General features: G+C 44.4%; 15 protein-coding genes. 2 read left to right on the top strand and 13 right to left on the bottom strand.

Translation table 11 applies throughout. The features are described from left to right. Window positions 1-8: 8 nt before the first annotated feature. The 3 genes from MKY41_RS03390 to MKY41_RS03380 are packed head-to-tail and all read right to left on the bottom strand — an operon-like array spanning window position 9 to window position 2,450. Window positions 9-839 (bottom strand): alpha/beta fold hydrolase, encoded by an 831-nt coding sequence (locus MKY41_RS03390; RefSeq protein ID WP_340743701.1) that lies wholly within the window; start codon window positions 837-839, stop codon window positions 9-11. A gap of 14 nt (window positions 840-853) precedes the next feature. Further along, window positions 854-1,321 (bottom strand): DUF3237 domain-containing protein, encoded by a 468-nt coding sequence (locus MKY41_RS03385; protein ID WP_340743700.1) that lies wholly within the window; start codon window positions 1,319-1,321, stop codon window positions 854-856. Next, window positions 1,308-2,450 carry a muconate/chloromuconate family cycloisomerase gene (locus tag MKY41_RS03380; protein ID WP_340743699.1) on the bottom strand — a complete coding sequence of 381 codons (1,143 nt, stop codon included), beginning with the start codon at window positions 2,448-2,450 and terminating at the stop codon, window positions 1,308-1,310. Before MKY41_RS03380 ends, MKY41_RS03385 begins: the two co-directional genes overlap by 14 nt. Window positions 2,451-2,577: 127 nt before the next feature. On the opposite strand from MKY41_RS03380, the gene MKY41_RS03375 reads away from it, so the two are divergent. After that, on the top strand, window positions 2,578-3,378 hold the full coding sequence (locus tag MKY41_RS03375; protein WP_340743698.1) for an IclR family transcriptional regulator domain-containing protein: 801 nt from the start codon (window positions 2,578-2,580) through the stop codon (window positions 3,376-3,378). 276 nt (window positions 3,379-3,654) lie between these two features. Here the strand turns inward: MKY41_RS03375 and MKY41_RS03370 are convergent, their stop codons facing one another. The 5 genes from MKY41_RS03370 to MKY41_RS03350 form a co-directional block, all read right to left on the bottom strand. Beyond that, window positions 3,655-4,413, bottom strand: coding sequence for an SDR family NAD(P)-dependent oxidoreductase (locus MKY41_RS03370; protein ID WP_340743697.1), 759 nt, complete (start codon window positions 4,411-4,413; stop codon window positions 3,655-3,657). A 168-nt stretch (window positions 4,414-4,581) separates the two neighbouring features. Next, window positions 4,582-5,268 (bottom strand): SDR family NAD(P)-dependent oxidoreductase, encoded by a 687-nt coding sequence (locus MKY41_RS03365; RefSeq protein WP_340743696.1) that lies wholly within the window; start codon window positions 5,266-5,268, stop codon window positions 4,582-4,584. A gap of 19 nt (window positions 5,269-5,287) precedes the next feature. Then, on the bottom strand, window positions 5,288-5,722 hold the full coding sequence (locus MKY41_RS03360) for a MarR family winged helix-turn-helix transcriptional regulator (RefSeq protein WP_340743695.1): 435 nt from the start codon (window positions 5,720-5,722) through the stop codon (window positions 5,288-5,290). Window positions 5,723-5,937: 215 nt separating this feature from the next. Continuing rightward, window positions 5,938-6,732: an SDR family NAD(P)-dependent oxidoreductase gene (locus MKY41_RS03355; protein ID WP_340743694.1), complete on the bottom strand. Its 795-nt coding sequence runs from the start codon at window positions 6,730-6,732 to the stop codon at window positions 5,938-5,940. Window positions 6,733-6,771: 39 nt separating this feature from the next. Next, complete coding sequence (locus MKY41_RS03350) at window positions 6,772-7,614, bottom strand: aldo/keto reductase (protein WP_340745624.1); 843 nt, start codon at window positions 7,612-7,614, stop codon at window positions 6,772-6,774. 189 nt (window positions 7,615-7,803) lie between these two features. Between MKY41_RS03350 and MKY41_RS03345 the strand changes: the two genes are divergently transcribed. Further along, complete coding sequence (locus tag MKY41_RS03345; RefSeq protein ID WP_340743693.1) at window positions 7,804-8,175, top strand: winged helix-turn-helix transcriptional regulator; 372 nt, start codon at window positions 7,804-7,806, stop codon at window positions 8,173-8,175. A 151-nt stretch (window positions 8,176-8,326) separates the two neighbouring features. Here the strand turns inward: MKY41_RS03345 and MKY41_RS03340 are convergent, their stop codons facing one another. The 5 genes from MKY41_RS03340 to MKY41_RS03320 all read right to left on the bottom strand — a co-directional run bounded on the left by MKY41_RS03340 (window position 8,327) and on the right by MKY41_RS03320 (window position 12,532). Then, window positions 8,327-9,088 carry a class I SAM-dependent methyltransferase gene (locus MKY41_RS03340; RefSeq protein WP_340745623.1) on the bottom strand — a complete coding sequence of 254 codons (762 nt, stop codon included), beginning with the start codon at window positions 9,086-9,088 and terminating at the stop codon, window positions 8,327-8,329. Window positions 9,089-9,246: 158 nt separating this feature from the next. Beyond that, window positions 9,247-9,342, bottom strand: coding sequence for a 3-alpha domain-containing protein (locus MKY41_RS03335; RefSeq protein ID WP_340743692.1), 96 nt, complete (start codon window positions 9,340-9,342; stop codon window positions 9,247-9,249). Between the two features lie 132 nt (window positions 9,343-9,474). Then, window positions 9,475-9,834, bottom strand: coding sequence for a DUF488 domain-containing protein (locus MKY41_RS03330; RefSeq protein ID WP_340743691.1), 360 nt, complete (start codon window positions 9,832-9,834; stop codon window positions 9,475-9,477). Between the two features lie 256 nt (window positions 9,835-10,090). Further along, complete coding sequence (locus MKY41_RS03325) at window positions 10,091-11,446, bottom strand: M20/M25/M40 family metallo-hydrolase (protein ID WP_340743690.1); 1,356 nt, start codon at window positions 11,444-11,446, stop codon at window positions 10,091-10,093. A gap of 99 nt (window positions 11,447-11,545) precedes the next feature. Next, on the bottom strand, window positions 11,546-12,532 hold the full coding sequence (locus MKY41_RS03320; RefSeq protein WP_340743689.1) for a hypothetical protein: 987 nt from the start codon (window positions 12,530-12,532) through the stop codon (window positions 11,546-11,548). Window positions 12,533-12,634 lie beyond the last annotated feature (102 nt).

Raw genomic sequence — 12,634 nt, 5'->3', positions numbered from 1 at the left:
TCACCTCTTCACAAATTGTTTAAAAACGCACTAATGCTGTCTTCGACTTTAGGTTGTTTTTCGAACATGAGCGTGTAATGGTTTGCCGGCACTTCAATTGTGGTGATATCCTTCGCAGCTGCAATGGTTTCTGTATATGTTTCTTTTGTGAATAAAGACTCTTTTTCTCCTAATTTGCCGTTTGCAATTACCAGAAGGATGGGACAAGAAATCTTTTCAAACACCTTTTTCGGATGAAATTCATAAAAACTGTTAAAATCCTTCTTCATGTCGGATGATTCTGACTTATGTCGGTAGCCTTCCGCCGTTTTTTTCACTTCATAACGGGCAATGTCTTCAATGATTTCATCCCACTTGATATGCAGCGATTCATAAACCTTCCTCGTTTGCGCGACATAATCGTCTGGAGATTCATATGTCTTCTCCAATCGGCTCAACGAAGGAAGGATTAACTCGCGCTGCCGCTCTTCAGCCGTTCCTGCCCCATCCAGCAAAATCAGCGCTTCCACATCGATTTCGCTCGCCACTTGGGCGCAAATATAAGCTCCCATGGAATAGCCCATGAGGATCGGGCGTTCAATCTCATTTTTGGCAATAAAGGCTTTCAAATCTTCCGCATGCTGAAACAAAGAAGTTTGTTCATCTGCCGGACTGCTGTTCCCTCTGCCGCGCAAATCGTAAGTAATAAACCGATATTCGTTTTCCAGCAGCTTTCTATAATGATAAAACGTTTTATGATTGCCTGTAAGTCCGTGCAGCGCAATGATGGTCCCTTTTTCTCCCGGTGTGTCGCGGCCCGCCAGTGTGACATCTTGTTCAAGATGAAATTCTTTTATCATACTTCCACCGCCTCTTAATCTACTTGATAAACAGAATATTTTACTCCCGTTGCCAACCGCTGTCCTGTGGAAACGAAGATTCTTTTATTCAGCCAATCGTATTTTTCAGATGCTGTCTCAAATACTGGATTCGTTCTGAAATAATACTCTTCGACAGCTACTTCCTCGCTTCGATCAAGCCGGGCTAGCACCTCTTTCGGACCCGTCCGGATTCCTCTGTAAGACATCATGATCAGTTCTTCATCATCCGTTTGAAGTAAAATACGAACGTCCTGGATAATGGTCCCGTCTTCCCGGACCGTAATCCAATCGTCTCCGCCGGGAACGACTTTTCCACTTACTTCTCCTCCACCAAAATGACCGCCCTCTACCCGAATAATCCTTCTCGTTCCAATTGGCGTCGTCCCCGGCAAATGCGCCTTTTCAACTTGCAGCTCTAAATCAAATAAAAAAGTTAAACGAGGTGCTTCAAAATAAGCCATTAGCAAATGCCTCCTGCCTTCTTTTATATTTTTCAATCTTCGATTCATCCAATTCAACACCCAATCCCGGGCCGGAAGGGATTCTGATCTTGCCATCCTTAAATTCAAGCGGATTTTTCACTAGATCATCAGCAAGCCATTGCGGCCCGAATGTTTCGCAACCGTAGTCCAAATTTCTCAACACGCCGAACGCATGGATACTTGCCGCTGATCCAATGGAACTTTCAAGCGACGTCCCGCCGAAACAGGAAATCCCCGCTGCCTCTGCAATCGCGGCCACTTTCAGCGTGTTTCGCATCCCGCCCGATTTATGGATTTTCAATGAAAAGATATCCGCTGCTTTTTCTTGGGCGAGACGTTGCGCATCTTGAATGGTCGCGACGCTTTCATCCGCCATGACAGGCACTTTTTTCATTTCCACCAATTTGGCCGCCCCTTCAAAATCCAAAGGAGCAAGCGGTTGTTCTAGGAAATCGACTCCCGCCTCGTTTAATCGATCCATCCATCTGACCGTCGTACCTCTGTTCCATGAACCATTCGGGTCAATTCCGATTGTGGAAATTCCCCGCAGCCCCTCCGCAATTTTAACTGCACGTTTCGCATCCGCAGCCGGCTCGAATTTACCTGCTTTAATTTTAAAATCCTTATATTGCTTGCTGCGGACAAGCTCTTTACCTTCTTCGATATCGCCATCCGCATCTCCTGTCGCCAACGCCCATTTCACATCGATCGCCTCTTGAAATAAACCGCCCAGTAATTGGTGGACCGGTGCATTGTAGATTTTGCCGACGACATCAAAAAGCGCCATTTCTACTGTCGCTTTTGCAAATGGATTGGCACGTACATGACGATCAAACGACTGCAATAACTGCTCTATATTTCTTGGGTCTTTCCCGATGAGAAGCGGTTTGATATACTGCTCAATTACCAGCTGCATCGTCTCCGTGCTTTCCCCGTTCCACCAAATGCCCGGCGTCGTTCCTTCTCCTATCCCAATCAGACCATTCTCCAACTCTACTTGAATGATTACAAAACTTTTTGTTGACACAATTTCGGTAGAAAATTGATGAGGTCTTTTGATAGGAACGTCCACGATGACGGATTGAAGCTGTTTAATCGCTGTTTTCATCCTTATTCTCCTCTACTATTTTTATACGATGACTCTTGCAAGGACGCACGACATATTGTACGATAAACGTACATTTATTTCGTATATCGTACACTTTAATCTAATCATGAAAGTAAGGGGATTGTCAATGGAACTTTCAAATAATTCTATTAATAACGCTGATTTTATCCAATCATTGGAACGGGGCTTACTCGTAGTTCAAGCATTTTCACATGAAAATCCAACGCTCACTGTAACGGAAGCTGCGAAAATTACGGGATTGAGCCGGCCAGCTGTACGCAGAATATTACTTACATTAGAAAGTTTAGGGTTTGCTACATCGGAGGAAGGCCATTTTTCGTTAACCGCCCGTGTCCTGTCCCTCGGATATTCGTATCTTTCTTCCAAAAACATTTGGGAAATCGCCCATCCGCATATGAGAAAACTAGTCGAGCAGACGGGAGAATCTACTTCGATTTCCGTTTTAGATGGGACAGATATCGTTTATGTCGCCAGAATCCCGACAAAACGGATCATGGCCATTTCTTTGGAGGTGGGCTCCAAATTACCTGCCTACGCAACTTCCATGGGACAAGTGTTGCTCGCATATTTATCCCCGGACGAAAAGGAACAGTTTTTTAATGAAACAAATTTACAGTCATTTACAAAACAAACAGTAGTCGATCCAGCTGCCCTACTGGCAAGGCTTGATCAAATCAAAAAAGATGGTTGGGTATTTGTGGAACAGCAATTGGAAGAAGGACTCAGCTCCTTGGCAGCCCCCATACGGAATCATGAAGGGAAAACAGTGGCGGCAATCAATATTTCATCTCATGCCGATCGGATAAATAGCGAACTCATTGAAGAAAAATTTCTACCGCTGCTGCTGCAAACTGCCGAACAAATCAGCTCGGATTTGTCAAAGTCACATCGAATCACCCACTTATGAAAAAAGGATCCACTTGGCAGTAACAAACCAAGTGAATCCTTTTTTCAATGACTGCTATGGTAGGTACATTTCTTGTGGGACTACTGCGTAAGCTAATTTACTTCATATTAGGAAGGAAGTTGCACGAGAGCACATTGTGAATGCCATGCCGAAAAAGGGATACCTTGGCATGGTTTCCCCTGACATGTAAAAGACGTGTTCACAGGTGCTCCTTCTATTGCAAAATAATTTGCTTCCGAAGTACCCATTCCCATTACTGCTCTTATACTGGAAAAATTATAAAGTTAAGCCTCCGTCGACAACAACTACTGAACCTGTCATGTAACTCGCTTTTTCTGACGCTAAATAAACGACCATTTCCGCCAGTTCTTCAGGCGCAGCATATCGGCCCATTCGCATATTTGGTATTTCCTCAGGGACGTAACCACCCTTTTCAAACTGCTCAGTAACACTCGCTGTTAAGGATGTTTCTACTCCTCCCGGACAAAGTGCATTAATTCGAATTCCTTTTTTTGCATATTCTAACGCGGCACCTTTCGTTAAACCGATAACTGCATGTTTGCTGGCAGAGTATACAGCAACGCTATGTTCTGCGCGAATTCCTGCGGTAGAAGCCGTATTTATCACGGAGCCGTGCCCTTGTTCCTCCATCACTTTTAATATATATTTCATTCCAAGGAATATCCCTTTTACATTGACGGACATAATACGGTCAAATTCGGATTCTTCAACTGACGTAAAAGGAGCGAACTTTTGAATGATCCCCGCGTTGTTAAAAAATACATTTATGCGGCCATAAGTTTCGACAGCTTTATTGACATAGTTTTGCACATCCTCTGTTTTCGAGACATCGGCTTGTACGAAAATGCCTTCCCCACCTTGTTCTTTCACAAGTTTTAACGTTTCTTCCCCTGTTTCCTTATTGAAATCAACTAAAACAACTTTTGCACCGTTACTAGCAAGTTTCAAGCTGCTTGCTCGGCCAATACCGCTTCCAGCACCCGTCACGACCGCAATTTTGTTTGATAATTCCATATGTCCATCCTCCTCTTATTCCCGTTTTAATTCACTTGAAATTTTATGAAAGTGAAATATCACGTTGGAGCTGAGTCCCATCAACTTACTTTTACCTTCACTTCAATTTTTTATTCAGATGATTTTTCCATATTATAAATGCCGGTAATATGTACGTTACCTACAGTCTTATTGGTCCGCTCTAATAACCTGTCCACTACTCCCATCTGCTGGTAAAGTTGCCAATTTTACAATTCCATCAACAACTGTAGCTGGATCTCCTTCTCCATAAGGGTTTTGTTCCGTTTTCAAATTCCCTGGATCGTACATGTTCACTAAAATACCATGTTTTTCTTCTTCGAGTGCCACAGTTCGCATTAACCCTTCCAAACCTGCTTTAGCAGCGGAATATGCTCCTAAGCCTTCGTACACAAAGTTAGCCATAGCCGAAGTAATGGATACAATTCGACCATATTTTTGTTTTCTCATTATAGGAAGAACTGCATTGGTTACTAAAAATGAGCTATATAAGTTAAGACGGATTGTATGATCCCATGACGAAACCGTCATGTCATGGACTGTGCTGTACTCACCGGTTCCCCCGACGTTATTGATTAACACGTCGACCCGACCTACTTGAGCGAGTAAATATTCACGCAGCCTCGTAACCTCTTCCGGATTGGTCACATCCATTGGGTATACAATCGATTGTCCACCCGCCTGTTCAATAAGTTGCGCTACTTCCTGCAATTTTTCCTGACGTCTTCCCGTTAAGATAACCTTCGCATCTTCGGCCGCCAATTGAAGTGCTGTTGCCCGCCCTAATCCAGTTCCTGCACCTGTTACTAAAGCAATTTGATTCGTCATGATTCCCATGTGAAAGCTCCTTTATCTATTATTTTTCCATCAATTCACTTGCTTTATGTAGTAAGTGAATCAATTGCTGGCTATGAGTTTCATCCAAAATCTCTGCGTGTCGCAAATAAATTTTATTCAAACTCTCATATATTTCGTTACACAAAGCTGTTCCCTCTTCGGTTAAATAAATCAAAATATGTTTACCGTCAGGCTTCCGCTCTACATAGTTTTGTTTTACCAGTTTGTCAATGAGCCTAGTACTTGTTGAGGGAGCAATCGTAAGCTTTTTACACAGCTCTTTTTGAGTAATCCCCGGATAATCATGGATTGTAATGATCAAATAAGCGTAAGAAGGGGGGATATCGATTGATGAAAATGCTTCCCCAGCTAGCTTTTCCATCTGCCTTGCAAATCGGGCAGTGGTAAAATACAGGCAGTTTCTTAGTAAATAATCAGAATTAGGAGTCTCCATGATAACGCCACCCGAACAACAGAGTTTTATCCATCATTAGTAAGACTGGCTCTACATTTTTTTCCATCAACGAGTCCTATCCCCTTCTATAATTGATAACTAAATTCATTTGTATATACAAACGTCACTTTAATTATAATCTTATTTTGCTGTATTGCAAATAAAAAAACGGTGCCCATGTTCCCCTTTGTCAGGAACCTGGCACCGTTCTGTTATTAAAACACACTACGCACTAAACCTCCATCGATCCGTAACGCAGAACCATTAATGGCCGAGGTGAGTGGGCTGCACAAGAAGGTAACGAAATGTGCAATTTCTTCGGGTCGGATAAGCCTTTGAATAATGGAAGTTGGCCGATTTTCTTTCATAAATCGCTTTTCAGCTTCCTCCATCGTTAAGATCTCATTCGGATAAAGGCTGTTCAACATCGTTTCCACGCCTTCAGTTAACGTCGAACCAGGCATAACCGTATTGACCGTCACATTCGTCCCGGTAGTCAGCTCGGCTAAACTACGGGAAATCGAGAGCTGCATCGTTTTGGTCGCGCTGTAATGAGCCATTTCTTGAGATGGCATGATCGCTGCTTCGCTTGCGATAAAGATGACTCTGCCTTCTTTTTTCTGAATCATTCGGTTGACATAATGGCGGGTAAGTCGAACGCCACTCATGATGTTGGTTTCAAAAAACTTAAACCAATCTTCATCACGAATATCAAAATACTCGGCAGGCTCGAAAATTCCCAAGTTGTTAATCAGAATGTCCACTTCAGGGTACATCTCGATTACCTGTCGGCATCCTTGCTCCGTTGCCAAATCAGCCACTACCGGATGAAGGACGGCGTCAGAATACTGTTCTTGGATTTCTTTTATCGTTTCAGCGACTTTTTCTTCACGGCGTCCATTAATAAGGACTGCGGTCCCTTCCGCCGCTAAAGCGACGGCGATCGCTTTTCCAATTCCTGACGTAGACCCAGTAACGAGTGCCGTTTTCCCCTTCAAATTCAGTTGCATGCAGGTCCCTCCCAAGATTGTGTTTTACACCGTTCCTTATTAAAAATCAAAGTTATCCGGATCCGGCCCAACTCGATAATTTTGATTCAACCCATCAATGATCTTCATTTCTTCATCCGTCAATTCAAAATCAAAGACACTCGAATTTTCAACAATGCGATGTTCTTTTGTTGATTTTGGGATGATGACAACCCCTTGCTGCAAATCCCAACGCAAAATCGTTTGAGCGACGGATTTATTATGCTTGTCCGCAATTTTCTGAAGTACTTCATTGGAAAGCAACTCACCTTGCATTAATGGCGACCATGCCTCAAGCTGAATGTCATGGCTTTGGCAGAAGGCTTGCAGCTCTTTTTGCGTTAATCGTGGATGGCGCTCCACTTGATTGACCATCGGTTTAATTTCGGCATCCTTCATCAAATCTTCCAAATGATGGATTTGAAAATTACTGACGCCAATTGCTTTGACTCGGCCTTCTTTATAAAGTGTTTCTAATGCTTTCCAAGCCTCTTTATACTTCCCTTCCACCGGCCAATGAATCAAATATAAATCCAGATACTCCAAGCCGAGTTTCCGTAAACTTGTTTCGTATGCAGCAATTGTTGATTCATACCCTAAATCTGAGTTCCAAACCTTTGACGTAACAAATAGCTCTTTCCTTGAAATACCTGTTTCTTTCAGCCCTTCTTGAATTCCTTTGCCGACCCCTTCTTCATTCGCATAAATCGCTGCCGTATCAATGCTACGGTATCCGTGAGTAATTGCTGTTTTTACTGCATTTACCAGTTCAGGCCCTTCTTCGACTTTAAAAACGCCAAGTCCGAACCAAGGCATTTTCACGCCATTATGCAGTGTTGTTGTATCTTGTAAATTTGAAATCATCCTATGGCCAACCTCCAAATTTTTTATGTGTTTTTTTTGTTTCACCGAAAAAGTACGTATAGTATGCACGTTCCTGCAAATGTTATTATGATATATATCATCCTTAATGAAAAGTACGCACTTTAAAGTGATATAGATACCAAAAAGTAATATAGGCACCTTTTAGTTCCTATACAAGGAGGACAACATATGCAAGCCAAGAAATACAATATTTCTGTTGAAGCAACACTCGAAGTAATCGGAGGTAAATGGAAATGTGTGATCCTTTGCCATCTGACACACGGCAAAAAACGAACAAGCGAATTGAAACGTCTCATGCCAAACATTACACAAAAAATGTTAACTCAACAATTGCGAGAATTAGAGGAAGACGGAGTTATTACTCGTATTGTCTATAATCAAGTTCCTCCAAAAGTAGAATACGAACTCAGCGAATATGGACAAAGCTTAGAAGGTATCTTACATTCACTGTGTGAATGGGGAGAAACCCATATTACGAAAGTTTACGGTGATAAATTTTCGGTATTGGAGAAAAGCGTTTTAAATGATAACTTGAAGTAACATTTATTGAATAGCTCAAACTATTTAATACGAAAAACCATTATCCAATATTTCGCACTTTGAAAAAGTAAACTCAATATTAAAAACCGGTGCCTGTGCAAGGAACAATTCCGATTTGTACCGCACACAGGGACTGGTTTCAAAAGTAAAATCAGGTCATTGCCAGCAGGAATTCCTCCCCACTTGGCAGACGCAGGTTGTCGGGTCGACCGGTGAAGTATCGCTCATTCAACTCGGTAGCGGGTACGTGCCGAACTTCAGAGAAACCGGCCTCCCGGGCAAGCGACAGCATCTCGAGAGGCGAAAAAAAGCTGATGAACGGGGTGCCGCCCGCCCGCGCCCCCTTCTCGCTCTCTTCAAATCCGGAACGTACTTCAGGTTCCGTCAATTCAGGCGGCAACAGGAACGTCATCATCAATAGGGAGCCAGGAGAAAGAGTTGCAACCTGGCGTAGCGTGTCCGCGATTGCCTCCTTTGTCAAGTACTGGGTAACTCCGGCGGAAGCCACGACAGCTGGCTGGCTCCTGTCAAATCCGGCCGCTTGAAGTTTCTCCAACCAGGAGCCTTCTGTTTCAAAGTCGACTGGAACAAAGCGGAGCCATTCAGGGATGTCGAAGCCCAATTCCATGAGCCGATTGCGTTTCCATGCTTGGGTACCGGGACGATCTACCTCAAAGACGCGCATCCGGGAACCAAGCTCAGGCCGGCGCTCCGCAAACGTATCAAGTCCTGCGCCCAAGATGACATATTGGGAGACTCCTTCATTCACCTGGTCGGTTACGATGTCTTCGATAAAACGAGCCCGCCCCATGATGGATGCCCGAAAGGTACGGCTGAAATCAGAGTCCATATCGGGGCGTTCCCTCCAATTGTCGCTTGGATTCACCAGCTGCAAAGCAATCTGATCTTCCATCACATAAGGCGGGGAATCAATCTAAACGTGCAAAGCACGCCACAGCGCGACCCGTTCTGCGGTGCTGTCCAGATCCGTTTTTCGCTCATGACGCATGCTGTCATCACTCCTTTAAGTAGGGCGATCACTCGCTTCCCATAAAACAGTTTGTCCATCGACTAACTTCTTACACCTGCCGATTTGCTAATACGCTTGTGTAGGGCATCCTGCCATTCATTCGCCAGTGCATCGACAGCGGCAATCCGTTTCATCATCCTGTTTTCTCCTTATGTATCGATTCTCCTCCCAGTATAATCTTTTTAATAAAAGTTCGATAGATTCCCTTTATGTAAAGGTGACGGGTCCGCCTGCTTTGATAAATCGAAAACAAGGAAAACGGCAGCGGGTTATCCACGCTGCCGTTCGATGATTTCCTTCAATACACGGGCCTGATTATACGTCTCATCTTTAGCACCGTAAACAAGCGTAAGCCGCCCGCTATGCGCCATTTCAATCAGTTGTATTAACTGTGCCTGGGCAACGTCTGATTGCAGTTCTTCTTCGTACTTTCGTGAAAACACCTCAAACTTATCAGGATCATGGCCGAACCATTTCCGCAACTCATGGGAAGGGGCGACCTCCTTCATCCAATGATCCAACTTCAACTTCTCCTTTGACAACCCTCTCGGCCACAAACGATCGACCAGAACCCGTGCCCCATCATCATCCGCCACCGGATCATACGCCCGCTTCATTTGGATTTGCATTTTGGTTGCCTCCTTTCTGCATCAGTTTGCTGGAGTTCTTTCTATAAGCGATACTGTATCCGGGCGCTTTCAGCTATAGGAGCCCATTCTCTTTTTTAACTAAGACGTAGAAACGTGTAACCCATAATACATTGTCCCACCCTATCATACTGATTGGTCAATTGGATTTCGATAGTAATGGATTCACCATCCGATATTTTGACCAAATATCTCTCTCCAACACCATACAACGGCCGTTCACAGAAGTAACCGCTTCTCACGCTCTCATAACCTGATTCAATCGTCCATCCAGCTTTGCAATACTCCGACAATCATTCAATATCTCCATAACAAACTGATAAGTCCCATAACAGGCCTTCACATCCAATGTCTCATCAGGCGTATGCTCATTCATATACCCGGCCGACAAATTCACACTTTCAATGCCGCACTGTGACCAAATATACGTATCACTTGATCCGCCTTCCACTGTACGCCATCTGCTGTCGCCGGATTTTCGGGCGATACGTTCAAGCGCCTTTCCAAATTTCGGTGTGCAATAAGGTTCAAAGCCTCCTTTGGAAGTGACGATATCATGCGTCCCCCGCCGGTCGATGACAAACGCCATGTCGACATCCCATAGAAAAGTTTTCGAGACTTGCCGGGCACCGAGAAGTCCGATTTCCTCTTGCACCGTAAAGATGTATTTGATTGTCCCATTAAATTGACTCTTTATCACTGATTTGGCAGCGGCCAACACAATGTTCACACCTGCACGGTCATCCGCCCCCAAAATCCCCTCACTACTTGACCAGATATTACCCGTTTTGATGATTTCGCGTCTATCGGCAATCGGTTCAACCGTATCCAAATGCGCATTCAACAATACAGTCAGTCCTGGTCCGAACGTTTTTACGGCCACAACATTTCCATAATGATCCACTTCGATCCGATCTGTAAACGGTTCAAGTTCTTGAATGACATATTCCCGGACCCATTCCTCGTCCCCGCTCTCCCCAGGTATGGCAAGGAGCGTTTCCAATGACTTGTTAAACGACTCTTCATTAATAAGTTCATTGTGTTCCTGACATATTTTTTGAATTAATTCAGACGAGTATCCGGAAAGTTGCACAGCGATTTCCGGCAAGTTTTTCCGCTCTGTGCGAATTGAAAGTTTCACGCCCGTTCGTCTGATGTCCAACCCGCAATATTCCAGCAAACTTTTCGCCATCCGTGCAAATTCTGCCGTTGCAAAATAAAGGACGGGCGTTCTCCGTTCATGCCCATCACATGAATACGTCATGCCATAGCCTAGCCGATTCAACTGCATGACAATCCCCGCAATATACACGTCGAGTTGATTCAACGGGATTGCAGTAGGCCCGTAACTGGATTCACTTCTGCCATCCATATACTTCTCCAAATGGCTGACCCAATCTTTTTCCGTCACGGCTTCCCCTTGTATTGTAAGAATGGCTCCTGTAACAGACGCCCCGATCGGCAGCTTCTCCAAAAGCGATATAAGAAAATACTCATTATGACGGGTCAGATTGCATAAATCAAATCGCCCTTCCTGCATTTCCCGCACATCAAACCCGTAGCCGTTCAATAATCCATTCCAATTCGTTGTCATCTCATCATCTCCGTTTCATTTGATACCCCAAGTATACGGACATGACTGTGACACCCCTGTCACACGAAAAAATCCCTCCAGGCAAGAGAGGGATTCAGATCATTTCGCATCATATTCAATAATCGCAAACTCACACGCTTTGACCTTGTAACTTTGAGTGCCAGGGATAACTTTGATAAGCTGCTCAAGAAAGCCAATCTCACATAATTTTTCATTGATTCGCTGGATCTTCTTTCGGTAACTCCCCCAGCTGACATCATGGCTATCCGCTATCGCTTCTTCCTGGTACCCTGTAATCTCAGCCAACGAAAGCGCCTCTCCTTGGGCTGATTTCAACAACAGCTTTTTGAGTAAAATCCCGTTTTGCCGGGAAATTTCCCTACACCGGTCTCCGCTCTTGACGGAAGGCGGCTCCGAAGTCATATCGAGCCATAAGGCCCCCAGCTCGACATCCGCTTCCAACTTCTCATACCGCTCTTTTGAGATGAACTTCTCGCCTTTGCTGCTCAACAGCCGATACTCCGACTGCGCCAACAACGTTTTTACACGGGAGGAAAGTTCATCGATACTGACGCCCTCCGTCACCAACAAGTCATCAGTCTTCAAGCCCTCCGCGGCGCGCATCGATTCCTTTGTGAGCATCATCGCACAATAACTGATGAACAAATTCGCCTTCACAATCTGATCTTGCGCCAAAGGAAAATCGGAAGAATTGTCAAAGAGCGACGCTTTGAAATAGCGAATGGCGGCGACCCATTCCTCATCTTCATAATGAAGAAAGGCATAGCGATAATTCGCTTCCGGATTATGCCGGTCCAACTGTAAAATCTGCTCAAAGGTACGCTTCGCAACATGACGGTCCTTCTGCTCCGTTTTCATATAATAGGCATGCTCCATCATGACGCCGATGCACTCGTACTGTTTTACCGGATCTTGGATTCTCAACTTCCGTTCCAATTGCAAAATCTGATAGGATAATCGCGCAAGTTGCGCACTGAAACCGATTGGTTCGCTGTGCTTGGCTTCTTTTAATTTCGCATAGAGGGTTTGTAGCCGCTCTTCCTCTGTTTTCAGCAATCGATTCATGCCCTCTCTCCTATTCTGGTTCGAATCAAAATTGTATAGACCACTATTAATTTCACATCGCGAAAGCTTCAAAAACACAATTCCACAGACTGCACTTTCGCT

This window comes from Sporosarcina sp. FSL W7-1349, from assembly GCF_038003045.1.
GTDB lineage: Bacteria > Bacillota > Bacilli > Bacillales_A > Planococcaceae > Sporosarcina.
This window is presented reverse-complemented; position numbering and strand designations above follow the sequence as displayed.

What these genes read in the sequence shown, in the direction of transcription:
- MKY41_RS03390 (WP_340743701.1), bottom strand. Translation starts at nt 839, where the DNA reads ATGATAAAAGAATTTCATCTTGAACAAGATGTCACACTGGCGGGCCGC.
- MKY41_RS03385 (WP_340743700.1), bottom strand. Translation starts at nt 1,321, where the DNA reads ATGGCTTATTTTGAAGCACCTCGTTTAACTTTTTTATTTGATTTAGAG.
- MKY41_RS03380 (WP_340743699.1), bottom strand. Translation starts at nt 2,450, where the DNA reads ATGAAAACAGCGATTAAACAGCTTCAATCCGTCATCGTGGACGTTCCT.
- MKY41_RS03375 (WP_340743698.1), top strand. Translation starts at nt 2,578, where the DNA reads ATGGAACTTTCAAATAATTCTATTAATAACGCTGATTTTATCCAATCA.
- MKY41_RS03370 (WP_340743697.1), bottom strand. Translation starts at nt 4,413, where the DNA reads ATGGAATTATCAAACAAAATTGCGGTCGTGACGGGTGCTGGAAGCGGT.
- MKY41_RS03365 (WP_340743696.1), bottom strand. Translation starts at nt 5,268, where the DNA reads ATGGGAATCATGACGAATCAAATTGCTTTAGTAACAGGTGCAGGAACT.
- MKY41_RS03360 (WP_340743695.1), bottom strand. Translation starts at nt 5,722, where the DNA reads ATGGAGACTCCTAATTCTGATTATTTACTAAGAAACTGCCTGTATTTT.
- MKY41_RS03355 (WP_340743694.1), bottom strand. Translation starts at nt 6,732, where the DNA reads ATGCAACTGAATTTGAAGGGGAAAACGGCACTCGTTACTGGGTCTACG.
- MKY41_RS03350 (WP_340745624.1), bottom strand. Translation starts at nt 7,614, where the DNA reads ATGATTTCAAATTTACAAGATACAACAACACTGCATAATGGCGTGAAA.
- MKY41_RS03345 (WP_340743693.1), top strand. Translation starts at nt 7,804, where the DNA reads ATGCAAGCCAAGAAATACAATATTTCTGTTGAAGCAACACTCGAAGTA.
- MKY41_RS03340 (WP_340745623.1), bottom strand. Translation starts at nt 9,088, where the DNA reads ATGGAAGATCAGATTGCTTTGCAGCTGGTGAATCCAAGCGACAATTGG.
- MKY41_RS03335 (WP_340743692.1), bottom strand. Translation starts at nt 9,342, where the DNA reads ATGATGAAACGGATTGCCGCTGTCGATGCACTGGCGAATGAATGGCAG.
- MKY41_RS03330 (WP_340743691.1), bottom strand. Translation starts at nt 9,834, where the DNA reads ATGCAAATCCAAATGAAGCGGGCGTATGATCCGGTGGCGGATGATGAT.
- MKY41_RS03325 (WP_340743690.1), bottom strand. Translation starts at nt 11,446, where the DNA reads ATGACAACGAATTGGAATGGATTATTGAACGGCTACGGGTTTGATGTG.
- MKY41_RS03320 (WP_340743689.1), bottom strand. Translation starts at nt 12,532, where the DNA reads ATGAATCGATTGCTGAAAACAGAGGAAGAGCGGCTACAAACCCTCTAT.